The organism is Hyphomicrobium zavarzinii ATCC 27496 (assembly GCF_000383415.1).
GTDB lineage: Bacteria > Pseudomonadota > Alphaproteobacteria > Rhizobiales > Hyphomicrobiaceae > Hyphomicrobium_C > Hyphomicrobium_C zavarzinii.
On the sequence record NZ_KB911256.1, the window covers coordinates 723157 to 746381 of the forward strand.

Annotated in this window: 23 protein-coding genes; 13 read left to right on the plus strand and 10 right to left on the minus strand. The window is 64.5% G+C overall.

The annotated features are described in order from the left end of the window. Positions 1 to 144 precede the first annotated feature (144 nt). The 6 genes from F812_RS0107410 (at position 145) to F812_RS23015 (ending at position 6542) form a co-directional block, all read left to right on the plus strand. Complete coding sequence (locus F812_RS0107410) at positions 145 to 1344, plus strand: ABC transporter permease (RefSeq protein ID WP_020085331.1); 1200 nt, start codon at positions 145 to 147, stop codon at positions 1342 to 1344. Between the two features lie 294 nt (positions 1345 to 1638). Continuing rightward, complete coding sequence (locus F812_RS0107415; RefSeq protein WP_020085332.1) at positions 1639 to 2412, plus strand: ABC transporter ATP-binding protein; 774 nt, start codon at positions 1639 to 1641, stop codon at positions 2410 to 2412. 15 nt (positions 2413 to 2427) lie between these two features. Beyond that, positions 2428 to 3456 carry an HlyD family secretion protein gene (locus tag F812_RS0107420; protein WP_020085333.1) on the plus strand — a complete coding sequence of 343 codons (1029 nt, stop codon included), beginning with the start codon at positions 2428 to 2430 and terminating at the stop codon, positions 3454 to 3456. Positions 3457 to 3776: 320 nt separating this feature from the next. Continuing rightward, on the plus strand, positions 3777 to 4010 hold the full coding sequence (locus F812_RS0107425) for a hypothetical protein (RefSeq protein ID WP_026867932.1): 234 nt from the start codon (positions 3777 to 3779) through the stop codon (positions 4008 to 4010). Between the two features lie 5 nt (positions 4011 to 4015). Then, positions 4016 to 4447: a hypothetical protein gene (locus F812_RS0107430; protein WP_020085335.1), complete on the plus strand. Its 432-nt coding sequence runs from the start codon at positions 4016 to 4018 to the stop codon at positions 4445 to 4447. Positions 4448 to 4709: 262 nt separating this feature from the next. Further along, on the plus strand, positions 4710 to 6542 hold the full coding sequence (locus F812_RS23015; protein ID WP_020085337.1) for a patatin-like phospholipase family protein: 1833 nt from the start codon (positions 4710 to 4712) through the stop codon (positions 6540 to 6542). Here F812_RS23015 and F812_RS0107445 read toward each other — a convergent pair. The 3 genes from F812_RS0107445 to F812_RS0107455 all read right to left on the minus strand — a co-directional run bounded on the left by F812_RS0107445 (position 6536) and on the right by F812_RS0107455 (position 10053). Beyond that, positions 6536 to 8044 carry an undecaprenyl-phosphate glucose phosphotransferase gene (locus F812_RS0107445; RefSeq protein ID WP_020085338.1) on the minus strand — a complete coding sequence of 503 codons (1509 nt, stop codon included), beginning with the start codon at positions 8042 to 8044 and terminating at the stop codon, positions 6536 to 6538. The two genes, F812_RS23015 and F812_RS0107445, sit on opposite strands and share 7 nt — an antisense overlap. A gap of 157 nt (positions 8045 to 8201) precedes the next feature. Further along, a complete protein-coding gene (locus F812_RS0107450) occupies positions 8202 to 9344 on the minus strand; it encodes a glycosyltransferase family 4 protein (RefSeq protein ID WP_245257639.1) in 1143 nt (380 codons plus the stop codon). A gap of 7 nt (positions 9345 to 9351) precedes the next feature. After that, on the minus strand, positions 9352 to 10053 hold the full coding sequence (locus F812_RS0107455) for a polysaccharide biosynthesis/export family protein (RefSeq protein WP_020085340.1): 702 nt from the start codon (positions 10051 to 10053) through the stop codon (positions 9352 to 9354). 153 nt (positions 10054 to 10206) lie between these two features. Here F812_RS0107455 and F812_RS0107460 point away from each other — a divergent pair, with 153 nt between their 5' ends. Together F812_RS0107460 and F812_RS0107465 are read left to right on the plus strand one after the other, a co-directional pair. Then, a complete protein-coding gene (locus F812_RS0107460) occupies positions 10207 to 12480 on the plus strand; it encodes a GumC family protein (protein WP_020085341.1) in 2274 nt (757 codons plus the stop codon). A 120-nt stretch (positions 12481 to 12600) separates the two neighbouring features. After that, on the plus strand, positions 12601 to 13731 hold the full coding sequence (locus F812_RS0107465) for a polysaccharide deacetylase family protein (protein ID WP_026867933.1): 1131 nt from the start codon (positions 12601 to 12603) through the stop codon (positions 13729 to 13731). Here F812_RS0107465 and F812_RS0107470 read toward each other — a convergent pair. Continuing rightward, positions 13703 to 13909 (minus strand): DUF2842 domain-containing protein, encoded by a 207-nt coding sequence (locus F812_RS0107470; protein ID WP_020085343.1) that lies wholly within the window; start codon positions 13907 to 13909, stop codon positions 13703 to 13705. The genes F812_RS0107465 and F812_RS0107470 overlap by 29 nt on opposite strands. Positions 13910 to 14048: 139 nt before the next feature. On the opposite strand from F812_RS0107470, the gene F812_RS0107475 reads away from it, so the two are divergent. Further along, positions 14049 to 15119, plus strand: coding sequence for a COX15/CtaA family protein (locus F812_RS0107475; protein ID WP_020085344.1), 1071 nt, complete (start codon positions 14049 to 14051; stop codon positions 15117 to 15119). A 29-nt stretch (positions 15120 to 15148) separates the two neighbouring features. Here the strand turns inward: F812_RS0107475 and F812_RS27105 are convergent, their stop codons facing one another. The 5 genes from F812_RS27105 to rplM form a co-directional block, all read right to left on the minus strand. Beyond that, positions 15149 to 15280, minus strand: coding sequence for a hypothetical protein (locus F812_RS27105; protein WP_020085345.1), 132 nt, complete (start codon positions 15278 to 15280; stop codon positions 15149 to 15151). A gap of 80 nt (positions 15281 to 15360) precedes the next feature. Further along, positions 15361 to 16299, minus strand: coding sequence for an N-acetyl-gamma-glutamyl-phosphate reductase (argC, locus tag F812_RS0107485; RefSeq protein WP_020085346.1), 939 nt, complete (start codon positions 16297 to 16299; stop codon positions 15361 to 15363). Further along, positions 16296 to 17003 (minus strand): YjbE family putative metal transport protein, encoded by a 708-nt coding sequence (locus F812_RS0107490; protein ID WP_026867934.1) that lies wholly within the window; start codon positions 17001 to 17003, stop codon positions 16296 to 16298. The genes argC and F812_RS0107490 overlap by 4 nt, the downstream gene beginning before the upstream one ends. A gap of 140 nt (positions 17004 to 17143) precedes the next feature. Continuing rightward, a complete protein-coding gene (gene rpsI / locus F812_RS0107495) occupies positions 17144 to 17623 on the minus strand; it encodes a 30S ribosomal protein S9 (RefSeq protein WP_020085348.1) in 480 nt (159 codons plus the stop codon). 5 nt (positions 17624 to 17628) lie between these two features. After that, positions 17629 to 18090: a 50S ribosomal protein L13 gene (gene rplM, locus F812_RS0107500; protein ID WP_020085349.1), complete on the minus strand. Its 462-nt coding sequence runs from the start codon at positions 18088 to 18090 to the stop codon at positions 17629 to 17631. A gap of 454 nt (positions 18091 to 18544) precedes the next feature. Between rplM and F812_RS0107505 the strand changes: the two genes are divergently transcribed. From F812_RS0107505 to F812_RS0107520, 4 genes are read left to right on the plus strand one after another with little or no spacing between them, the layout of a single operon-like run. Next, a complete protein-coding gene (locus tag F812_RS0107505) occupies positions 18545 to 19117 on the plus strand; it encodes a hypothetical protein (RefSeq protein ID WP_020085350.1) in 573 nt (190 codons plus the stop codon). Between the two features lie 29 nt (positions 19118 to 19146). Beyond that, entirely contained in the window at positions 19147 to 19989 is an 843-nt protein-coding gene (locus F812_RS0107510; RefSeq protein ID WP_020085351.1) for an enoyl-CoA hydratase, read from the plus strand. Position 19990: 1 nt separating this feature from the next. Next, positions 19991 to 20419: a VOC family protein gene (locus tag F812_RS0107515; protein ID WP_020085352.1), complete on the plus strand. Its 429-nt coding sequence runs from the start codon at positions 19991 to 19993 to the stop codon at positions 20417 to 20419. Further along, positions 20419 to 20856, plus strand: coding sequence for a CoA-binding protein (locus F812_RS0107520; RefSeq protein ID WP_020085353.1), 438 nt, complete (start codon positions 20419 to 20421; stop codon positions 20854 to 20856). The genes F812_RS0107515 and F812_RS0107520 overlap by 1 nt, the downstream gene beginning before the upstream one ends. Before the next feature lie 15 nt (positions 20857 to 20871). On the opposite strand, the gene F812_RS23020 is transcribed toward F812_RS0107520, so the two are convergent. Further along, a complete protein-coding gene (locus tag F812_RS23020; protein WP_020085354.1) occupies positions 20872 to 23082 on the minus strand; it encodes a glycoside hydrolase family 3 N-terminal domain-containing protein in 2211 nt (736 codons plus the stop codon). Positions 23083 to 23225 lie beyond the last annotated feature (143 nt).

Genomic DNA, 23225 nt, shown 5'->3' on the forward strand with positions numbered 1-23225 from the left:
AAAACGATGACTATGTCAGACCAAAATTCGGTCTGACACGTCATGTTGTAATGGAATAAAAGCTCGATCGGGCGTGCTCTGGTGCTGGACGTAGCAACGACTTCAGCGCACAACTCTCCCGTTGCTGCCTCATTGGAGACGGACATGATGAAGAGGATCACAGCCGGCGCGGGAGCCTCAGCGCCGGCCGGGCAGGGCAAAGTCATCAAGATGGCGCCCAAGATTGCCTATCGTAACCTCTTCCACGATCGCATGAGCTTGATCGTCACGCTCGTCGGCATCGTCTTCTCGGTCGTTCTCGTCGCCATCGAGGTGGGTCTCTATAAGGGTTCCGAGAACAAGATCGCGACCGTGCTCGACAAGGCGCCCGCCGATCTCTGGATCGTGCCGTTCGGAACGAAGAGCTTCGACGATCCCTCGCTCCTCATCGGCCATGAGAAATATGCGGCGCTCTCGACGCCCGGCGTGCTCAAGGCCGAGGACATGATCGTGAGCTTCTCCGCCTGGCGCAAACCCGAAGGCGGCAAAAAGACATTCATTCTCGTTGGCCTCGATTGGGCGAACGGCGGCACGCGTCCCTGGAGCATCGAAGAAGGCGACATCTCCGATCTCAACAATCCGAACGCCATCGCCGTCGATCGCTCCTACTTCAAGGATCTCGGTATCAACGAGCGCGGCGATTACGCCGAAATCAACAATCAGCGCGCCCAGGTTACTGCCGTGACCAAGGGCATCCGCTCGTTCACGACATTGCCCTACGGCTTCACCTCGATCTCGACGGCCCGCAAGTTCACGGGCGCGAGCGCGTCTCAATCCACCTATGTGCTCGTGACGCTCGAGAGCGGCGCGGACATCGAGGCGGTGCGCAAGCAGCTCTCCGAGCGCCTGCAGGGCACCGAGATTCTGACGCACGACGAGTTCACCCGTCGCAGCATCAACTACTGGATGTTCTCCACGGGCGCCGGTCTCGCGCTGATCACGGGCATGGTGCTGGGCGCCATCGTCGGTGTCGTGATCGTGGCACAGACACTCTACGCGAGCACCAAGGATCACTTGAACGAGTTTGCGACACTGCGCGCCCTTGGCGCATCAGCGAGCTACATTCACGCCGTCATTCTGATCCAGGCTCTCATGAGCGCGGTGCTGGGCTATGCGGCCGGCATGCTGCTCGCGATGCTGGCGATCTACAGGCTCTCGGTGAGAGTGCCCACGCTGACCATCGTGATGACGCCGAAGATAGCGGCCTATCTGTTCGCGCTGACGGTCGGCATGTGCATCTTCGCGGCGATCACGGCAATCAGGAAGGTGACGCGTATCGACCCGGCGGGCGTCTTCAACCGATGAGGGCCGCACGCGGCAGAACTGCAAGGCGCGGGTCCGGAGGATCGGAAGATCCTCCGGGCCTCACCCGTTCGAGGCTTGCGGAGTGTCGAATGACGTCTTCGGGTTCGAGTGCACTTGCAGAGAAGTACGGGGCTGCGTAGCGTCGGCCTTTTCATCGTCCGTTGCGGGATCTTTTTTTAATATCGGCAAGAAAATCGGCATCTTCCTGTGACAGGCGTAACAGCCACGGCGAGCTGATGATGCCAAGCTCTTGATAATGAGTACTGCGCTTCGGTTTCGGGAGACCTCACTGAAATGTCCAAAGCTCCAAGAGCATCGAACGGGCCTCGCCCGCTTCTTGAGGCTCGCAACATCGTCAAGACGATCGGCACCGGCGCCGGCGAGCTTCACATTCTCAAAGGGGTCAGCATGGATCTGCGCCCCGGTGAGCTGACGTTGCTGATGGGGCCTTCGGGCAGCGGCAAGACCACGCTGCTGTCGATCCTCGGCTGCATTCTTTCCGCCACCAGCGGCGAGCTTCATCTCGCGGGCCATCAGGCGGTCGGCCAATCGTCGGAAGATCTTGCCGAGATTCGCCGTCAGCATGTCGGCTTCGTGTTTCAGAGCTACAACCTGTTCCCCACGCTGACCGCCATTGAGAACGTGCTGGTCGCGCTCGATGTCCGCGACGCGCGCTCGGCCGATCCCATGGAGACGGCAGCGGAAGCGTTGAAGTCGGTCGGCCTTAGCCACCGCATGCACACCTATCCTTCGAAGCTCTCCGGCGGTGAGAAGCAGCGCGTTGCCATCGCCCGCTCGCTCGCTGGCCGCCCCTCCGTCGTGCTGGCGGATGAGCCGACCGCGGCGCTCGACAGCGAGAACGGTAAGGCGGTGATGGAGCTGCTTACAGAGGTTGCCAAGGACCCCACGCGTGCCGTGATGGCGGTGACCCACGACCACCGCACGCTCCACTACGCAGATCGGATCATCACCATCGAGGACGGACGTATTGTCGGCGACGAACGGCCACCCAAGAAGGGCGGACCGGGTGACGGAGCCGCGTCCAAGAAAAAGAACGTTGCAGCTTAAGGAACATCAAGCGCCATGTTGAAGCCCATTAATCTCATCCTATTGCTGGGGCTTGCCGGAGCCGGCGGCTATCTCGCTTACGACAAGTATCGTGACAGCAAGGCTGCCGACGAGGCGCTGCCGATCGTGACCAAGGACTACGAGGTCGCCGCGCCCGGCCGCGTCGAGCCGAAGTCAGGTGACATCCGCCTGGGTGCCACCTACCTCGGACGCGTCGAGGAGGTTCTGGTGAAGGTCGACGACAAGGTCGAGGAAGGCGAGCTGCTGCTGCGTCTCGACGATGCCGAGGCCCGCGCCAAGCTCGCCTCCGCCGAGACGGAAGCCGAAGCGCTCCGCGAGGATCGCGAGAAGGCCTTCGCCAGCGGCCGTGAGGATGTGAGAAAGGCCGAGGACGCCATCTACTCCGCCGAGCGTGCCGTGACGGGAGCCCGCATCGAGCTCGACTATGCGATTTCGGCCAAGCGCAGCGGAACCGGCAGCGAAGCTGCCGTCAGCGACGCGCGCCGCCGCCTGAAGGACGCCAACGAGCGCCTCGAGCGCGAGCGCATCGCTTATGTGAAGGCGCAGTCGAAGCCGAACCTGCCCGCGCCGAGCCGCGCCGAATCCGCCGTCAGCGCCGCGCGCGCCGAGGTGAGAATGGCCGAAGCCCTCCTCGACAAGACACGCATCCGTGCTCCTTCCGCCGGCACCATCCTCCAGGTGAACCCCAAGCAGGGTGAGGTGGTCGCCCCGTCTCCGGATCTGCCGCTGGTCGTCATGGGCGATATGAGCGTCGTGCGCGTGAAGGCCGAGGTCGACGAAGGCGACGTGGGCAAGATCAAGCTCAACCAGACCGCCTACGTGAAGAGCATTGCCGTTCCGGACCAGAAGTTCGAAGGTAAGGTGACGCGTATCGCGCCGAGCCTCGGCCAGGCCAAGATCGGCCCCCGCGGCCCCCTCCGCCCGACGGACGTGGAAGTCATGGAAGTGACCATCGAGATGCAGGGGACTGCCACGGCGTTGAAGCCGGGCATGCGGGTAGACGCCTTTTTTCGTAAGGACTGAGGCAGCCACGCCTCCCCAGCCCCGCCGGCCCATTGCGCTTGCCGGGCTGGAGCTCGAAACCGAGCCTGGAAGTGGCCCTTGAGCCGAGGAGGGAATTGCACCTCTTGGGCATAAGTCCACCGAACGCCCTGAATGACCTGCGACCAATTGTGGGCCGCCCGAAAAGGCGGCCCTTTTCTATTGGTAAATGCCAGCCGGTTGGTTGACAGTCTTGAAAAGATTGGGAATGTACCTCCTGGAACAGCAAGCGCTGTCCATTTCCGTCATGGTTCTGCAAGGCGCCGCACGAGCGGCCGCGAACCGGCGAAATGGAGCGTATCATGCAAGGTCAGATCACCAAGTTCCAAGAGAGCATCGGCTTTGGCGTCATCAGCACGGATGATGGTCGCAAATTCCGGTTCTCGAAATCGGATATCCGCAACCCGAATGGCCGCCTGCTCGGTCTCGAAGTGGATTTCCTCGTCGAATCGCATAGTCCAAGAGACATCATCCTTCTGCATGGGTCGCCTTGGACAGTTTTTGGCCGCACCGGCCAATCCGTGAAGCGGAGCTGAATGCCATGACCAACACACATGACCAGCACGGTGCCGTAGACACCAGCGACGTACCCCGCGTCGGTGCCCGCGAGCTTGCGCTCGCCCTCAAAATTCTCTCGTCCGGCAATGGATTACTTTTGCCCGCCGTGACGCTTTCGGACGACGACCTGCGCCGAGTCGAGCAGGATTTCTGGCAGATCTCCCCTCGCGCCCGGGTGCGTAAGGTGGCCGTTCTTCTGCGCTTCCGTAGCTTCCTCGCGGCGTGCCGCACGCGCCATGTAAGCGATCTCATCGCCGTTCATGGCCAAGCTGCTCTCGTCACCGCACTCGAAGCAGCCGCCAATATGCGTCTCAACGCCAAGTGGGGTTTCAACCCGCACAAGATGGCCCGCGCCATGAGCGAGGCCCTGGCCGCCGCCACGGAAGGCCTCCAGGGACAACCCGCCGCAGCGTAATTTTTACGTTCGGACACCCTGACACGGTGATCCGAGCGAAAGACCTGCCCATATAAGAGGGCATGGTAGCCACAATCGCCCTCGTCCTGTCCTATCTCGCGGTCTTCTTGCCCGCGCTCGGACTTTTGCTTGTCGCCCTCGCCAAGATGTCGGGGGCTTCGGACTGATTTTTCTGATGCCTCGTTAACCGCCCCGGCCGATAAGGCCGGTTCGGATCCGCGTCTGCCGCCTTATATTGGAGGGCAGGAAGCGGACCTGCTCCATGAAACCGGCCGACGGCTTTTTGCACGAGATCCCGGAAGTCGATCTGTTCTCGGGGCTTTCCGAGACGGAACGGCAAGCCCTCGGCGCGCGCTGCGCCTTGCGCACGTTGCGCCGCGGCGATGTGCTGATGCGCCAGGGCGATCAGGCTGACGCGCTCTACGTGGTTCTCTCAGGGCGTCTCGCTGTGACGGTCGAAGGGCTTCGCGAGCCCGTAAGCGAGATCGGTCCAGGCCAGCCTGCCGGAGAGATTGCCTTCCTTACTGGCGGCACGAGAACCGCCAGCGTCACAGCCATGCGCGATACGCTCGTGCTTTCGCTCTCGCGCGGTGAGTTCGAGAGCCTGGTGGGTGCTCATCCCGGCATCTGGGGCACGCTCACAGCCATGCTCGCCAGGAGGCTCGCAGCGACCACGTCGAGTGCCGTCCACATCACGCACGCGCCGCCACGCCCCCGCACGATCTGCATCATTCCTGCCGGCGGAGCGCCCATCGAAGCGGCATTCCGCGCCCTGCTCGGCGAGACCCTCGGGCGCAAAGCGCGCTGCGCGACGCTGGATGGAGAGAATGCCCGCGCCGTTCTGGGCTGCGAGGGACCGCTCGAAGCGCCGGAGGCGATATCGCGGCTGAACGCGCTCGAGGCGCGCCACGAATACGTTCTTATGGTCTCCGACGACACAATCACTCCATGGACGGAAAAAGCGATCCGCCATGCGGATCTCGTTCTCGCCGTCGCCTGCAAGGATGCGGATCCGGAGCTGAACGCCATTGAGCGGCTGGCCGCACGCTTCGTCACCCCCGACGCGACGCGCCTCGTCCTGCTGCACCCGGCACGCGGTAAAATCACAGGCACCTCCCGCTGGCTCGCGCCGCGCTCGGTCGCCATGCACCATCACGTCGCGCGCGACAGCCGCGAGGACGTCGAGCGGCTCGTGCGCTTCATTGAGGGGCGCGCGATCGGCTTTGTGGCCGCCGGAGGAGGCGCGCTCGCGGCCGCGCATACGGGTGTCTTCAAAGGTCTGAGCGAAGCCGGCATCAAGTTCGACATCATGGGCGGCACATCGGCCGGCGCGGCGCTCGCCGCCGCGTTCATGATCGAAAGCCAGCCCGACGAGATCGACAGGGCGCTGGGCGAGATGTTCGTCACCAACCGCGCCATGCGCCGCTACACGCTGCCGCGATACGCGCTGCTCGATCACACCGTCTTCGATGCCGAGCTGAAGCGCCTGTTCGGCAACATCGAGATCGAGGATCTGTGGCTTCCGTTCTTCGCCGTGTCCACCAACCTGTCGCGCTTCGGCATCGCCTGCCACCGCTCAGGTCCGCTGTGGCGTGCGATCCGCGCCTCGGCATCGATCCCCGTGCTCCTGCCGCCCGTGTACACGGCCGAGGGTGACATGCTGGTCGACGGCTGCCTCCTCGACAACGTGCCGGTGAAGATCATGCGCGATCTCAAGGAGGGGCCCAACGTCGTCGTGAGCTTCAAGCCGCCGGAGCTCGACCGTTTCGAGGTCGACTACGAAGCCCTGCCCTCGCGCACCGAGCTCCTGCGGCTGGTTCTCAACCCGTTGCGCCGCGATCGTCTTCCCGATGCGCCAGGGCTGGTGACCGTGCTCATGCGAGCGCTGATGGCCAACCGGCGCGATTTCCTTCGCGAGCTCAACGCCGACGACGTCTCGCTCGTCCCGCCGGTCTCGCCCGGCATCAGCTTCCTGGATTGGCATCGCCACGGCGAGCTGTTCGAGAGCGCCTACCGCTGGACGCGCGACGAGATCGCCTCGCTCGCGAGCACGGGCAAGCCCTCCTGGCTGGCCGACACGCTCTCCGCTCAGTAGGCATTCTCCGATTTGAGCAGCGCGAGCGGCGTCATGGCGAGAATGTAAAGGTCGAACAGAACCGACCAATTCTCGATGTAGTAGAGATCGTGCTCCACGCGCTTCTCGATTTTCTCGCGCGTATCCGTCTCGCCGCGCCAGCCGCAGATCTGGGCCCAGCCGGTAATGCCGGGCTTCACCTTGTGGCGCGCGAAATAGCTGGCCACGATCTCGTCGTAGAGCCGCTCCTCGGCCTTTGCCGATACCGCGTGCGGGCGCGGCCCCACAAGCGAAAGCTCGCCCTTGATGACGTTGAAGAGCTGCGGCAGCTCGTCGAGGCTCGTCTTGCGGATGAAGCGCCCGACGCGCGTCACGCGCGGATCGCCCTTCGTGACGAGGCGCGAGGCGGTCGCGTCGCATTTGTCCACGTACATCGAGCGGAACTTCAGAACCTCGATCAGCTCGTTGTTGAAGCCGTAGCGCTTTTGCCGGAACAGCACCGGCCCGCGCGAGTCGAGCTTCACCGCCAGCGCAACCGCCGCCATCACGGGTGACAGTGCAACGAGGCAGAGAAGGCCGATGGTCTTGTCGAAGAGCGATTTGGCGATGAAGCCCCAGTCCGCGATCGGCCGGTCGTAGAGGTCGATCATGGCGACGGGGCCGACATGGGAATAGAGGCGCGGCGAAAGACGGATCTGCGTAGCCTGCGCGGGGAGCCTGATATCCGCCGGCAGCACCGAGAGCCGGCTCGTCACGTCGTGAAGCCGCTTTTCGCCCGCCACGGGAAGCGCGACGATCACGAGATCGACGTTCATCGCGCGGGCGACCTCGAGGAGATCGTCGAGCGTTCCGATGCGGCCGTAGCCGACGGCAGGCGCCTCCGCCCGGCCGTCCGCCCGGTCGTCGAACACGCCGACGATGCGGATATCCGCGCCGTGGTCCTGTTGGAGCAGACGGATCATGTCGTCGGTGAGTGCGCCCGTGCCGTAGACGACCGCGCGGCGCTGGAGGCGTCCGCTACGCGCCATCGCGCGGAAGAGAAGACCGGCTGAGGCGCGCTCGACCGTCAGCGCGGTGCCGCCTGCGAGGAACCACAGCGCCATCCAGCCGCGTGACAGCTCGGCACCCGCCTTGAGGAAGAAGGCGGTGAGGCCCACGGCCGCGAACGCCGCGATCCAGCCGAGCAGCAGGCGAGGCATGTTGCGATGGAACGTCGCCAGCGAGCGGGGAGAATAGAGGCCGAGGATGTCCAGCATCAGGATGGTGCCGATCGCGGCCACCGCGATCATGGTGCCGTAGAGCAGATCGGTCGTGACGTCGGCTTCGCCGTGATAGAGCACGGCCATCACGAGACCGCTGAGAGCGGCGATCGAGAAGTCCGCAACCCGGACCAGGCCCGAGAGGACGACCGGCGACAGAAGCGTGCTCTTGCTGCGCGGTAGCGGCGGCAACCCGAGCCCGGAAAGAGACGAAGGAAGCGCGGCGGAGGTCAGAGGCGGCGTGTATGGGACATGCGAAAGCATGGAACTGGCTCACAATGCGACAGACGCCGGCCGAGGACCGGCAGATGACGCAAGAGGTGCAGCGGACATGCCACCGCGCACGGGTCTGGCGCGCGTCAGCGCTGCGCCGAGCCTTAACAAATCGTTAAAGCAAGGGATTCGACAGGGTTGTCTGAATTCAGTGCGTGCTCTGACGATAGAAGTCGAGCACCGCATCGGTCATCGCTTCAACAGTGAACTTGCGCTTCACGATCTCGCGCAATTCCTGTCCGCGCGCGAGGGCGCCGTTCGGGTCCGCGAGCGTTTGCGTGAGCGCCCGCGCCAGCGCGTCGACGGAGCCCGCCTCGATCAACTCGATCCCAGTGCCCGCGACGATCTCCGGAATGCCGCCGACGCGCGTCGCAATCAGCGGCTTGCCCACTGCACCCGCTTCCAGCACGACATAAGGGAAGCTTTCGGCGCGCGAGGGCACGACGAGGCAATGGCCGAGCGGAAATGCGTCTGGCGCAGGCATGGCGCCAGGGAAGATCACGTGGGCGTCGAGCCCCAGCCGATGCGCGAGCGCCTTGAACTCGACGGCATCGGGACCGCCGCCGACGATCACGGCCCGCACGGGGTTGGCCGGGATGATCTTGGCCAGCGCCTGGAGCAGCACGTCCACGCCTTTGAGCGCGCGAAGCTCACCGATGAAGAGGAAGTTCGCGGCATCCGGGTTTGTCGGACGCGCGTCGAAATCCTCGGGCCTGAGCCCGTTCGGGATCACGCGGCGCGGCGGCCCGCCCTGACCCGCGAGACGCGCATAGGCCTCACGCGCGAAATCGGATTCGAAAATGAGACCGTCGGTCATCATTCCCATGATGCGTTCCAGAATACGGAACACGTTGCCCGCCGCCGTGCCGGGCTTGTAGTGGAGGCTGCCGCCATGTGGCGTATAGAATGCCTTCACGCGATGGCCGCGAACGGAAAGCGACGTCTTTGCGAGACGCGCGTAGGCTCCGCCCTTTGCGCCGTGTCCATGCAGCACATCGAGATCCATCGCGCGCGCGATCTTGGCGACCGAGCGAACGGCCGAGATATCGCCGATCCCGGGCTGCCGTTTCATGGAAATGAGCGACAGCCCGAGCCGCAACTTGGGCTCGATGGCCGAGAGGCGTTTGACGGTGAGGCTGTCCGCCGACGTTCCGTCCGCCACGATGCCGACGTAGTGGCCGCGCCGCGCCTGCTCACCCGCAAGGTCGAGCACATGCCGGAACAGCCCGCCCACGGGCGCGCGCATGACGTGCAGAATACGAAGGGGAGCCTCAGCCGGCGCGTCGGTCACGGAAGCCTCAGAAGAACCGCTCGTTCACGTAGACGACGTCGCCCGGCAGCACCGGAAAATCGTTCGGCGCATCGATCTGCTCGACGAACCCGTTGATGCGCCGCGTGATGCGGAAGCTGCGCGTGCTGGCGCGTTCGGAGTAGCCGCCCGCGACCGCAATCGCCGTCTCGACCGTCATGCCCGAGATGTAGGGATACTGCCCGCCGGTCTTCACCTCGCCGTAGATGAAGAACGGGCGGTTCTGCAGGATGTCGACGGTGACCTGCGGATCGCGCACGTATTCGACGGCGAGCCGCTGGCGGATGGCGTCTTCGAGATTGCGGGCGGTCCTTCCCCGCGCACGCACCTCTCCGATGAGCGGCACGGTGATCTGGCCTTCCTGATCCACGGTGTAGGCACGCGAAAGGTTGGGCTGTCCGTAAACGAACACGCGCAGCCGGTCGCCGGTATCGAGCAGGTAGGGACCCTCGCCGGGCGCCGCCATCGGCGCGCCATATCCGGCCGGATGCACGGCGGGCGGCCCCCAGGTCACCTGATCCGCGGCTTCGGCCGGCGGCGGCCCGTCGCCGAACACCACGGCGCTCCCCTGCCGCTCCATGTTCGTCAACGCCGCCGAGATGACGGTCTCGGGATCATGCGCACAGCCCGCCAGCGCGAGCGCGGCGGCGCACGAGAGAAATCGGATCCAAGCTGTAACGCCAGCGCCCATGATCAACCGCTTTACGAAACTCTGTTGGCGGCCAGTGTTAAGGACCCGTGGTTAAGAAAATCTGAGGAGCTGACCTTTTTTGGGAAACTTAAGGAAATTCTAACGCGCGTCCCTGTATCCCTCGGAGCAACGCAAGATGCGGACGAAAGCGAAATGGCCTCGAATACCCCCCATCGTCCCGATGACATAGATCTCCGCTCGCTGTGGCAGACCGCCATTCGGAGCGTGCCCCGGCTTGCCTTGCTCGCCGTTGTCACGGCCGCTGCAACTTATGGCGTGCTCACGCTCATTGCTCCGCGTTACGTGTCGGAGACGCAACTCGCGATCGAGTCCAAGAGCACCAACAACCCCTTCGCCGACCCGACCCGCTCCGGCGCCAACGACAGCGTCAGCGTCCGCATGGACAAGGAGGCGATCAACACGCACGTCCGCGCGTTGATGTCGACGGACCTCGGCGAGACCATCGTGCGCGACATGAAGCTTGCGGATCTTCCGGAGTTCAACAGCGCGCGCGGCTCGCCCGATATGCTGTCCGCTTTGCTGCGCCTTGTCGGCATCGGTGCCCCGCGTGCCTCCGAGAGCGATCAGGATCGCGCGCTTACCGCCTATTTCAACCGCCTCGAGGTCTACTCGCCGAAGGAAAGCCGCTTCATAGGCGTGCGCTTCTGGTCGAACAATCCGGAGCTGGCCGCCGCCGTCGCCAATCGCATCGCTGAGACCTATCGCGAGAACCTGGCGCGCCAGAGCATCAGCGAGACGGACGACGTCCAGAAGGCGCTTGAGCCCAAGATCGCCAAGCTTGCCGAGGAGGCAGCCGTCGCCGAGGCCGCGGTCGAGAAGTTCCGCGGCGAAGCCAACATCTTCAAGGGCGGTCAGCAGGCCACCGGCTTGAACGAGCAGCAGCTCGCGGAGCTTAACGCCGAGCTTTCGAAGGTGAAGGCCGCGCGCAGCGAGGCCGAGGCCCGCGCGAAGCAGGCGCGCGAGATGCAGGAGCTCGGCAGCGCGGAAACGCTGGCCGACGTGCAGAAGTCACCGCTGATCCAGAACCTCGTACAGAGCCGCGTGCGTGTCGAGCGCCAGATCTCCGAGCTTTCGGCAACGCTGCTGCCGGGCCATCCGCGCATGCGCCAGCTCCAGGCCGATCTCAAGGGCCTGAAGACTCAGATCGCCGCCGAGGTAGCGAAAATCGTCGATGGCATGGGTAAGGAAGCCAAGGTCGCCGCTTTGCGCGAGGAGGCGATCCAGCGCAACGTCAGCGAGATCAAGACGCGCATCGTCACCGCCGGTCCCGAGGAAGCCAAGCTCAGAAGCCTGGAAGCCGACGCCAAGTCCAAACGCGCCGAGCTGGACCGCCTGCGCGCCCAGTACGAGGCCAACCGCGTGCGCGCGGACGACAGCCGCGCCGTACCGGTGGAAGCGCAGATCGTATCGAGCGCCCGCCCGTCCAGCATTCCGGTGTTCCCGAAGAAGGGATCGACGGCGCTTCTGGTCGGCGTGGCGACGCTGTTGATCGGCCTCGCGCTCGTCATCACCCGCGGTCTTCTGAGTGGCGCTCGCGTCCCGCAGCGTCGCGCGGCGAGCGCGCGCGATCGCAGAGAGCGCCCGCTGCCGAGGTTGCCGGACCCGCCGCATCAAGGGCCGCCCCCGTCCTCGCCGCCGACGCCGCCTCAGCCTCCGCGCCGGGTGCCGCCCGCGCCGCAGTCCGACATCCGCACGAGGCCGCTCGCGCCTGCACCCACGCCCGCGCCGGCGATGGCGCAGGCTTCCGCGCCCGCAGCATCGGTCACCGCAGCCCCCGAGATGATCACGTCTGAAACCTTGGCAGATACGCTGGAGGCCATGCGCAAAGGCGGACTCTCTGGCGTGCGCACACTCCTCGTCGGTTCATCCGACGTCTTCTCGCTCGCAAGCGAGGCGGCGAGCCTCTGCCGCCGTTTGGCCGACAAAGGACTGACCGTGGTCATGGTCGACTGGAGCTTCGACGGCACCGGCATCGCCGAGCCGCTGGGCCAGCCCGCCTGGCCGGGGTTCAGCGAGCTGATGGACGGCAAGGCCCGCTTCGAGGATATCGTCCGCTCGCTGCATGAGACGGACGTGCACTTGATCCCCTCGGGACGCGGCTTGCCCGATGCCGAGAGAGACCCGCTCGACGGCAACACCATCAATTTTCTTCTCGACGCGCTGGATGACGTCTACGAGCACATCGTCGTCGTGAGCCGCACTGAAGCCGCACGTCCTCTCTTCGAGGCCATCCAGGGCCGCTTCGATTGCGGCGTGACGTTGGTCGAAGACGAGAAGCAGAGGGCGCGCGTCAGCGCGGAGGAGGGCACGTTCCTGGGCTTCGACGTGGAGGGCATTGCGCTCTTCACGATGGAGAAGGCCAAGGAGCTGCCACGCAAGAAGCAGAGGTTCGCACGCACGGGCTGAAGCGGGACCTGCGGCAACTGTTCGTTAACGCTACGCTGTAACAGCGGGTTTCAGATTTAACACGATCTGAACGAACTTCGCTTTAGCTCGATGTTTCGGAAACCGCGACGCGAGCCGACGATGAGCCGTAAAACCACTGCTCTTATGCAGACTGCGCTTTCGGCGCTTCATTATTCGGGCCTGGGCGCGCTCCTGGCTCCGATGACGCGTGGCAAGGGCGTGATCTTCACGCTGCACAACGTTCGCCCCGAGCCGCCGGAAGCCTTCGAGCCGAACCGCATTCTGAAGGTCACGCCCGCTTTCCTCGAAACCGCGATCGAGACGGTGGAGAAGGCGGGCTATGACATCGTCTCGCTCGACGAGGCGGCCCGGCGCATGAAGTCGGACGAGCCCGAGCGGCCTTTCGCCTGTTTCACGTTCGACGACGGCTACCGCGACAATCGCGATTTCGCCTATCCGATCTTCAAGGCGCGCAATCTTCCCTTCGCCATCTACGTGCCGACCGCCTATGCAGACGGCGAGGGTGACCTGTGGTGGTTCGTGCTGGAGACGGCTATCCGCAACACCGACCGGATCGAGGTCGTTCTCGATGGCGCCCTGCGCGTCTTCGATGCCGGCACGCCGGAAGCGAAGGATCGCACGTTCTACGAGATCTACTGGCCGCTTAGAAATCGCCCTGAAAGCGAACTGCGCGCCACGGTGCGCAAGATCGCCGAGGCCGCGGGCTACGACCCGGCCACGCTCTGCCGCGATCTCATCATGGATTGGGACGAGCTGCGGGCGCTCTGTGCCGATCCGCTGGTAACGATCGGCGCGCACACCCGGCGCCACTTCGCCATTGCCAAGCTGCCGGAGGACGAGGCACGCGCCGAGATCGCCGAGAGCGTAGCGCGCATCGAGCGCGAGCTGGGCCGTCCCTGCCGCCATTTCAGCTTTCCCTACGGCGATGCCGGCAGTGCAGGAGCGCGCGATTTCGAGATCGTTCGTTCCCTCGGTCTCGAAACCGCGGTGACGACCCATAAGGATGTGCTGCGCACCCGCCATTCGGCGGTGATGACGGGGCTGCCCCGGGTGTCGCTCAACGGCGACTTTCAGGAGGCGCGCTACGTGCGCGCGATGATCACGGGCGTTCCGTTCCTGCTGTTCGATGGGGCGAGGGCCGTTCTCCGGCGCATCAAAGCCGCGCGTGGAGCGCGCGGAGCCGCCGATCTTGCCCCCGCCGCTACGCGTCCGGGCGCTGCATCCATTTGACCAGCCACATGGCGGGCGGCAGCCAGAGCAGCCCGGCCACCGGATAGTAGATCAGCTCCACCACCTTGCTGGCGCTCACCTGCAGGATGATCGCTGCCATCATCGCCATGAGCGCATAGAAGGCCAGGAAGACGACGAGCGCGATGGCGCCGACCAGCTTTCGCGTACGTAGGGTCATGAAGCCCCTGTTTTTCTTCGATCTCTACGGGTCCCATAACGTAAAGACCTGGCGCGGCATAGAGCGCCCGATCATCGCATTGATCGGCAGGCGGGTTCGCCCTATCACACATGCGGCGAAACTCTAGGAAATACAGAGCATGGCTGCGACCGGTACGGCGAACGGGAAGTCTTTGCGGGCAGCACACGCGGCCCCCTGGGATCGCGCGGTGCGCTATTGGCTTTACGCCGTCGCCGGCCTCGTGCTGGCGATGATTACCGTGGGCGGCGCGACGCGCCTCACGGATTCCGGTCTTTCCATCACCGAGTGGCAGCCCATCCTCGGCGCCATCCCGCCGCTGACCGATGCTCACTGGCAGGAAGCCTTCACCAAGTACAAGGAGATCCCCGAGTACCACCTTGTCAACAAGGGCATGTCGCTCGATGCCTTCAAGGCGATCTACTGGTGGGAGTGGAGCCATCGCTTCCTGGGCCGCATCATCGGCCTCGCATTCGCGCTTCCCCTTGCGGTCTTCTGGTATCTCGGCGCGCTGCGCCCCGGCTACCTGCCGAAGTTCGCAGGCGTCCTCGCCCTCGGCGGGCTGCAAGGCGTCATTGGCTGGTACATGGTGAAGTCCGGCCTCGTCGATCGCGTGGACGTGAGCCAGTATCGCCTGGCCCTGCACCTCACGGTGGCCTTCCTCATTCTCGCGCTCGTCGTCTGGCTCGCCCTCGAGCACGCCGTGCCGCATGAAGCGCGCGCCTCCTCGCGCGTCACGGCCACATCGCTGCCGGCGGTGATCGTGGGCTTCATTTTCCTGCAAGTCGTGCTCGGCGCCTTCGTGGCCAGCCTCAAGGGCGGCCTCGTCTACAACACGTGGCCCACCATGAACGGCGCGTTCATCCCCTACGACCTGATGACGCTAGAGCCCTGGTATCACAATCCGTTCGAGAACCCGGTGACGGCCCAGTTCAACCATCGCCTCGTGGCCTATGCCGTGGTGCTGCTCGTGGCGTTCGAGGCTTGGCGCCGCTTTGCGTCTCGCGCAGCCGGGGAGGTGCGCGTCTCCGCCGCTCTGCTGACGGCAGGCGTGCTCGGTCAGGCGGCGCTCGGAATCTGGACGCTTCTGGAAGCGGTGCCGCTGGGCCTCGGCATCGCCCATCAGACCTGTGCGGCCATCTTGCTCGTCATTGCTGTGCGGCACCTGCACGTCGTCTCGCGGGGAGCCTGACGCGAGGCGCGCTCAGCGACGAGGACCGGTCAAGGCAACCGTTTGCGGGTCTTTTCGTCGTACCCATCCTTCGGGTTGGCTTTGCCGAAATGGGCATCCGACGCGAGCACCGCGATTGCGAATGCGCCGCCGACGAGCACGATGAGAAATAGCAAGATCATGGCCAGACCTCCTGCGGGAGATGCCGGACGCTACGTCGTTCGCCGAGAGTGCGCTGTTACGCAGGTGACAGCAGGCGTGCTCAAACTCCGAGCATCAGCCGGATGTTCTGCACGGCCGCGCCGGCCGCACCCTTGCCGAGGTTGTCCAGCCGCGCCACCAGCAGCGCATGCCCGTGCCGCTCGTGCGCGAACACGTAGAGCTCCAGCTTGTCGGTGCTGTTGAGACCGAGCGCGTGAAGACGCCCGCCGAGCTTCGCGATCTCCTCGTGAGGCACTACCCGCACCAGCTCCGACCCCCGATAGTGCGCGGCGAGGACCTTTTCGAGATCGCGTGCCGAGGGCTTGCCCGGCAGCGTGTCGAGGTGGAGAGGCACGCTCACCAGCATGCCCTGGCGGAAGTTCCCGACCGAGGGCACGAACACCGGAAGCCGGGTCAGCCGGGAATAGCGTGTCAGCTCCGGCAGATGCTTGTGCTCGAGTCCGAGGGCGTAAAGCTCGAAGGCCGGCGCGGTCTTGGCGACCTCGTAGGATTCGATCATCGATTTGCCGCCGCCCGAATAGCCCGAGACGGCGTTCACCGTCACAGGGTGATCGGAAGGGAGGATGTCGGCATCGACGAGCGGGCGAAGCAGCGCGATGGCGCCCGTGGGATAGCACCCCGGGTTGGCCACATGGCGCGCTTTGCGAATGGCATCCGACTGCGCGCGGTCGAGCTCGGGAAATCCGTAGACCCATCCCTCGGCCACGCGATGCGCCGTGGACGCGTCCACGATGCGGGGTGCCTTGTCGCCGAGCGAGTCCGCCAGCGTGACCGCCTCGATCGCCGCGGCGTCGGGCAGGCACAACACCACGAGATCGGCATCGGCCATCATCGCCTTGCGCGCGTCCGCGTCCTTGCGCTTGTCGTCGGCAATGCTGATGACCTCGACGGCTGGCAGCGCTGCCAGCCGCTCGCGGATCTCGAGGCCGGTGGTGCCGGCCTCGCCGTCGATGAAAATCCGAGGTTTGGAGTGGCTCATCCGCCGGCACCCGGTCCCAGGCCGAGCCTGTGAAGCACCGCCTGCCACAGGGTCTCGGAGCAGCCGATGTTGTAGGCCGCGCACGTGATCTTATGGCTGTCGGTGTAGATCATGTCGAGCGCAACCCACACGATGATGAGGAGGCCGATCCACGCGATCCACGGATAGGAGGCGAGCAGCTTGGCGATGTACGTCGAGGCGACCGCCATCAGAATGATCGCGAGACCGAGGCCGATCACGAGCAGGATCAGCGGCTCTTCCGCGCCCTGCGCCACGCCCGCGACCGCGAGCACGTTGTCGAGCGACATCGAGACGTCGGCGAGAATGATCGTCCAGAGCGCGCTCCAGAAGCCCACTTCGTTCGGAGGCGTTCCGGTGGAGGCAACCTTGGCTTCCACGTCGTCGATCGAGTGCATGCTTCCATCGACGAGCTGGCGGTACATCTTCCAGGCCACGAAGAGCAGCAGCAGGCCGCCCGCGAGCGTGAGGCCGATGATTTGAAGAAGCTGGACAGCAACGCCAGAGAACAGCACGCGCAGGATCACCGCGCCTGCAATGCCCCAGAAGATGACTTTGGCTCTGAGATTTGGAGCCACGCGCGACGCTGCCATGCCGACGACGATGGCGTTGTCGCCCGCCAGCGTTAAGTCGATCATGATGATATTGAACAACGCGAGCGCGTGTTCTTGAAACCACTCGATCACCGTGTGCTCCCCGGCCAAGTCTCTCCTGAACAGAGTGGCATTAGGTGAGACGTCTGCCTTTAGTCAAGGTGGCCTGAAAGTAAAACAGCCCGCCTTTGGAAGGCGGGCTGTCATTATAATACGTAAGTAGGTGAGGCGAATTAGCGCTTCGAGAACTGGAAGCTGCGGCGAGCTTTGACGCGGCCGTACTTCTTGCGCTCCACGGTGCGGCTGTCGCGGGTGAGGAAGCCACCCTTCTTGAGCACGCCGCGCAGCTCCGGCTCGTAATAGGTGAGCGCCTTGGAGATGCCGTGGCGGACGGCGCCGGCCTGGCCCGAAAGCCCGCCACCGGCAACGGTCACGATGATGTCGAACTGCGTGGCGCGGTTGGCAGCCGCGAGCGGCTGCTGCAGCAGCATTTGCAGCACGGGGCGTGCGAAATACTGCTTGAAGTCCTTCTTGTTGACCGTGATCTGACCACGGCCCGGCTTGATCCAGACGCGGGCGACGGCGTCCTTGCGCTTGCCGGTGGCATAGGCGCGGCCGAACGCATCGAGCTTCTGGACGTGGACGGGCGCTTCGGCAGCGACAGCACCCTTGAGGGCGCCGAGATCGTCCAGGGACTTGGTTTCCTGTACCATGGCTATTAGGCCCTCGAGTTCTTGCGATTGAGCTTCGCGATGTCGAGCGTGGTCGGCGTCTGCGCCGCGTGCGGATGCTCCGCGCCCTTGTAGATCTTCAGGTTTCTCATGAGCTTGCGCTGCAGCGGGCCGCGGCGAAGCATGCGCTCGACGGCGAGCTCGATCACGCGCTCGGGGAAGCGGCCTTCGAGGATGCGCTTCGGCGTCGTGGTCTTGATGCCGCCCGGATAGCCGGTGTGGCGGTAGTAGACCTTGTCTTCACGCTTCTTGCCGGTAAAGACGGCCTTCTCCGCGTTGACGACGATGACGTTGTCGCCGCAGTCGACGTGCGGCGTGTAGATGGCCTTATGCTTGCCTTTGAGGCGAACGGCGATGAGGGTGGCCAGACGGCCGACGACGAGACCGTCGGCGTCGATGACGACCCACTTCTTGTCGACCTCATCCGGCTTGGCGACGTATGTCTTCATGGCGGGAAGCGCTCCTGCCCAATAGGGGGTTATCGGCGTGATGGAAAGTCTCGCCGTTGCGAAGCGCGCTATGTACGCGAGAGATCGAATCGCGTCAATTATCCTTGGAAATAATAAAATATAGCAAAATCAATAATATAAGCAATAAGGTAATATAAAACCACATTAGAGGTAATGAAATACCGCATTTCAGGCGCCGGATCGGGCGGGGCGGCCCCGTTAACCCTCCTTGCCGCCACAGAATGGCGGGTGTAGCCCAGGGGTCGCGACGCGCCTCGAGTGCATGGAAGCCGCCAGGCCCCAATGCGCAAGCGGAACATCGAGCCCCGACGGCGGTTCTGAGAGCCGGAGTGTTCTTAGATCCGTCTCAGTTGTGAGCTTTGGTCCGCTCCCGAGCGACGCGCTGGGGAAGCAAACGATCGCGATGTGGTTAGGGAATGGGAGATTACGCTTCATGAGCATGTTCATTTCACGCCTTAGGTCGCTGGCATTCGTCCTCGGCTTGAGCGCGGGAGTGTTGGGAGCCGGAGCCCTGGGCGTCGCTGCCCAGGAATTCAAGCAGCTCGAGCTCACCGACCAGATGGTCACGTCGTTCATCGCGGCTCAGAAGGATTTCGCGCCTCTGGCCAGCAAGCTTGCGGAAGGCGGCGAGACGCCGGACGCGGCGCTGACCAAGGAGCTTGAGGACATTGCGAAGAAGCACGGCTTTGCGAGCTTTGCGGATTTCGAGGACGTCGGCGCCAACATCACTATCATTCTCGATGGTCTCGATCGCTCGACCGGCACCTACACGGATCCGGTCGAGAAGATGAAGAAGGAGCTCGAGGAGATCAAAGCTGACGCTTCGATCCCGCCGGAGGACAAGAAGCTCGCCGTCGACGATCTCACGCAGGAGATCAAGCAGGCGCAGCCGCTCAAGTACGCGGCCAACATCGAGGTCGTGAAGAAGCACATTGCGGCCATCGAGGAGCTTATTCCTGAGGAAGCTGGAGAGAGCGGTCCCGCCGACGAAGCCCCTGCGCCATAATCAAGACCTGATCGAGCGACGTTGACACCGTGACCACGCACACGAAGCCGGCAGATCTTGGCGCCCCCCGAAAGGAGGACGAGGATGTGCTGCTCGTGTCGCGGCCGGAGCCCGGCATTGCGCTGCTCACGCTCAATGCGCCGCGCTCCCGCAACAGTCTCTCGCGGCAGATGATCGCCGCTCTCGACGAAGCGCTCGCACGCCTGTCGGGCGACCGGGACGTAGCCGCCGTCGTTCTGGCGGCGGCTGGTCCGGTTTTCTCCGCCGGTCATGATCTCAAGGAGCTGTCCGCTCATCGCACGGATGCGGACGGCGGCCGCGCCTTCTACCAGGAGACGATGCTGGCCTGCGCGGCGCTCATGCAGGCGATCGTGCGCAATCGGCAGCCCGTGATTGCGGCCGTACAGGGCGTTGCTACGGCGGCTGGGTGCCAACTCGTCGCCACCTGCGATCTCGCAGTCGCCGCGGCAAGCGCAACCTTCGCGACACCCGGCGTCAACATCGGCTTGTTCTGCTCTACGCCCATGGTGGCGCTCTCGCGCAACATCTCCCGCAAGCGGGCGATGGAGATGCTGCTCTTGGGCGAAATGCTCGCGGCCGAGGACGCCATGAGCTACGGCCTCGTCAATCGCGTGGTCCCGGCCGACCGGGTTATGGACGAGGCGCTCGCGATGGCGCGCATCATCGCGGCCAAGTCGAAGCTGACTGTCGCCGTCGGCAAGGAGGCCTTCTATCGGCAGATCGAGGAGCCGCTCGCCGACGCCTACGCCTATGCGGCGTCTGTCATGGTCGAGAACATGATGGCTGAGGACGCTGCGGAGGGCATCGGAGCCTTCCTCGAGAAGCGTCCCCCGGTCTGGAAAGGGTGCTGAGGTGGAGCCGCGCTTGTCCTTCGTGACGCTCGGCGTGGCCGACATCGCCCGTGCGCGCGCCTTCTACGAAAAGCTGGGCTTCAAGGCCTCTTCGGATTCGAACGAGAACGTCACGTTCTTCGATGCGGGAGGTGTGGTGCTCGCCCTATTCGGTCGCGCGGCCCTCGCCGCAGACGCGAAGGTGCCAGATTCCACACCCGGCTTTTCCGGCATAGCGCTGGCGCATAACGTCCGCGCAGAGAATGAGGTCGTCCAAGTCCTCGCTGAAGCCGAAGCGGCCGGAGCCGTCATCGTAAAACCGGCCGAGACGGCGTTCTGGGGCGGCCACTCCGGTTATTTCCGCGATCCTGACGGACATCTGTGGGAAGTGGCTTTCAATCCGTTCTTCCCCTTCGATGATGCAGGACACGTCGTTCTGCCCTACAAGTAATGATGACCTACGCGCCGCCCAGCGATCCCGCGATTGCTGACATCCTGAAAGCCGCGAAGACGTTTGCCGTCGTCGGCGCATCCAATAAGCCAGCGCGACCAAGCTATGGCGTGATGAGATACCTTTTGGCGAACGGCTATCGCGTCGTTCCCGTCAATCCGGGATTGGCCGGACAAGAGATCCATGGCCAGCCCGTCGTGGCGGATCTGGCGTCCATCTCAACCCCAATTGATGTCGTCGATGTTTTCCGCAATTCGGACGCCGCGCTCGACATCGTGCGTGCCGCCATCCGCGAGAAGGATCGCCTCGCCATCAAGGCGGTCTGGATGCAGATCGGAGTCATCAACGAGCAGGCGGCGAACGAGGCGGCTGCGGCCGGCCTCGCCGTGGTCATGGACCGCTGCTCCAAGATCGAGCACGCACGCCTCGTCGCTTAGCCGGGCACGGCTCCGTCAGTTGTCGGCGACGATACGGAACTCGCCCTTGAGGTCGGCTGCGGAGCTGCCGCCCACGAACACGTTGAACGGGCCGGGCTCGATCACCGGCTTGCCGTCGTCATCGTGATAGGCAAGGTCGGACGCATTGAGCGTGAAGCGCACCGTTTTGCGCTGCCCCGGCGCAAGCTCGATTTTCTCGAAGCCCTTGAGCTCGCGCAGCGGACGTGACCGCGAGGCGACGAGCTGGCGCGTATAGAGCTGTACAACCTCCTGGCCCGCGCGCAGGCCGGTGTTCGTCACATCCACCTTCACCTCGATCTTGCCGGTGCGCCGCATCTCGGGCGTGCCGATCCTGAGATCCGAATAGCTGAAGGTGGTGTAGCTGAGCCCGTGGCCGAACGGATAGAGAGGCGTCGGCTTCTCATCCACATACCCCGTCGTGAAGCGATCGCCGGTGAAGGGGCGGCTGGTCGGCAGCTCGTTGTACGAGAGCGGGATCTGCCCCACCGAGCGCGGGAAGGTCATCGGCAGCTTGCCCGACGGCGCGAACTCTCCGGCAAGAACTTCCGCGAGCGCCGTGCGGCCTTCGGTGCCGGGATGCCACGCGATCAGGAGCGACGCGACTTTCTCGGATTCGGCGGTGAGCGTGAGGGGCCGGCCCGTCTCCACGACGAGCGCGATCGGCTTGCCCACACCGACGAGCGCGTCGAGCATCTCCTCCTGCACGCCCGTGAGCCCCAGATCGACGCGCGACACGCCTTCGCCCGAAATCGCGCAATCTTCCGCCAGCACCAGAACGACGAGATCGGCCGCGCGCGCGGTTTCGAGGGCCTTGTCCTTGTCCGCGAACGATTGCCCGCACGCATCCGCGAAGGCCGGAGCGAAGAGCAGCTTCTGCGTCTTGCCTACGCGAGCCTCGAGCGCCTCGAGCAGCGTCTCCGTCTTGGGCTTTTCAAGTCCGGCCGGCCCGTACCAGGAATGATCGTTCGTGGACGTCGCCGCGGCTCCGATCAGCGCCACGGTGCCCGATTGCGGCGTGATGGGCAGAGTGGCCCCGCCGTTCTTGAGCAGAACGAAGCTCTCCCGCGCCACGTCGCGGGCCGTCTTGCGGACACCCGCTTCGCCGATGGCGGGCGGCACCTTGCGCACGCCGCCCGGCGAATCCGGAAACAGCCCCATGCGGTACTTCACGCGCAGCACGCGGCGCACCGCGGCGTCGATCTCGCTCACGGGCACCAGCCCCGCCTTGACGCCTTCCGCGAGGTGCTTGTCGTAGGCTTTGCCTTCCATGTCGAAGTCTATGCCCGCATGCAGCGCCTTGCGGGCCGCCTCGCCGAGATCGCCGGCCACGCCGTGATTGACCAGCTCGCTGATCGCCGCGAAATCGGACATCACGAGCCCGTCGAAGCCGAGCCGCTCCTTGAGCACGCCGGTGATGAGGCGACGGTTTGCCGTCACCGGAACCCCGTTCACGGTGTTGAAGGACGCCATCACTGTTTCCGTTCCGGCATCGATCGCAGCCTTGAAAGGCGGGATGTAACGGTCGAAGAGCTCGGAGAGCGAAATCTGCGCCCCGTTGTAGTCGCGCCCGCCTTCCGGAGCGCCATAGCCGACGAAATGCTTGGCGGAGGTGGCGAGCCCGCCCTTGTGGTAGCCGCGCACCCGCGCAGCCGAGAAGGCGGCGGCCAGAAACGCGTCCTCACCGGCCCCCTCGATCACGCGCCCCCATCTCGGGTCGCGCGAGATGTCGACCATCGGCGCAAACGTGATGTTGACGCCGATCTGCGCCGTCTCGTTGCCGATCGCCTCGGCCGCCCGCTCGGCCAGTTCCGGCCGCCAGGTCGCCGCCCAGGCGATCGGCGTCGGAAAGGCGATATGGAAGGCGTGAATCGCGTCGATGGCAAACAGCAGCGGAATTTTGAGGCGCGATGCCTGTACGGCCTCCTCGAACACGCGGACGTGATCGGGATGGGCGACATTGAGCATGCCGCCAATGCGTCCGCTCTTGACCGATGTGAGCTGCGGCTCCCGCGGGAAGGCGTAAGAAGGGAAATTGAGCTGCCCGATCTTTTCCTCGAGCGTCATGCGGCCGAGGAGCGCCGAGACCTTGGCTTCGATCTCCGCCGCGATGGCGTCGTTGGGCGAGGGGCGGGGCGAGGGAGTGGAGTGAGCGGCGAAGGGGGCGAGGCAGGCAATGACGGTTAAGAGAAAAAAGCTAAATCTCATCGAAAAGCCGCTCTGTCCGTTTGGGAGGAACCCATGGTATACGGGCTGGCAGCCCCGCGTCCAATTCGCATCTTGTGAATTGAGCGATGTGCTACAACATGTCCACCGGCCGCAGGGCAAGCCTGCCGCGGCCAGCCCCGCGA

Coding starts and splice junctions, on each gene's coding strand:
- F812_RS0107410 (WP_020085331.1), top strand. CDS start 145: ATGATGAAGAGGATCACAGCCGGCGCGGGAGCCTCAGCGCCGGCCGGG.
- F812_RS0107415 (WP_020085332.1), top strand. CDS start 1,639: ATGTCCAAAGCTCCAAGAGCATCGAACGGGCCTCGCCCGCTTCTTGAG.
- F812_RS0107420 (WP_020085333.1), top strand. CDS start 2,428: ATGTTGAAGCCCATTAATCTCATCCTATTGCTGGGGCTTGCCGGAGCC.
- F812_RS0107425 (WP_026867932.1), top strand. CDS start 3,777: ATGCAAGGTCAGATCACCAAGTTCCAAGAGAGCATCGGCTTTGGCGTC.
- F812_RS0107430 (WP_020085335.1), top strand. CDS start 4,016: ATGACCAACACACATGACCAGCACGGTGCCGTAGACACCAGCGACGTA.
- F812_RS23015 (WP_020085337.1), top strand. CDS start 4,710: ATGAAACCGGCCGACGGCTTTTTGCACGAGATCCCGGAAGTCGATCTG.
- F812_RS0107445 (WP_020085338.1), bottom strand. CDS start 8,044: ATGCTTTCGCATGTCCCATACACGCCGCCTCTGACCTCCGCCGCGCTT.
- F812_RS0107455 (WP_020085340.1), bottom strand. CDS start 10,053: ATGGGCGCTGGCGTTACAGCTTGGATCCGATTTCTCTCGTGCGCCGCC.
- F812_RS0107460 (WP_020085341.1), top strand. CDS start 10,207: ATGGCCTCGAATACCCCCCATCGTCCCGATGACATAGATCTCCGCTCG.
- F812_RS0107465 (WP_026867933.1), top strand. CDS start 12,601: ATGAGCCGTAAAACCACTGCTCTTATGCAGACTGCGCTTTCGGCGCTT.
- F812_RS0107470 (WP_020085343.1), bottom strand. CDS start 13,909: ATGACCCTACGTACGCGAAAGCTGGTCGGCGCCATCGCGCTCGTCGTC.
- F812_RS0107475 (WP_020085344.1), top strand. CDS start 14,049: ATGGCTGCGACCGGTACGGCGAACGGGAAGTCTTTGCGGGCAGCACAC.
- F812_RS27105 (WP_020085345.1), bottom strand. CDS start 15,280: ATGATCTTGCTATTTCTCATCGTGCTCGTCGGCGGCGCATTCGCAATC.
- argC (WP_020085346.1), bottom strand. CDS start 16,299: ATGAGCCACTCCAAACCTCGGATTTTCATCGACGGCGAGGCCGGCACC.
- rpsI (WP_020085348.1), bottom strand. CDS start 17,623: ATGGTACAGGAAACCAAGTCCCTGGACGATCTCGGCGCCCTCAAGGGT.
- rplM (WP_020085349.1), bottom strand. CDS start 18,090: ATGAAGACATACGTCGCCAAGCCGGATGAGGTCGACAAGAAGTGGGTC.
- F812_RS0107505 (WP_020085350.1), top strand. CDS start 18,545: ATGAGCATGTTCATTTCACGCCTTAGGTCGCTGGCATTCGTCCTCGGC.
- F812_RS0107520 (WP_020085353.1), top strand. CDS start 20,419: ATGATGACCTACGCGCCGCCCAGCGATCCCGCGATTGCTGACATCCTG.
- F812_RS23020 (WP_020085354.1), bottom strand. CDS start 23,082: ATGAGATTTAGCTTTTTTCTCTTAACCGTCATTGCCTGCCTCGCCCCC.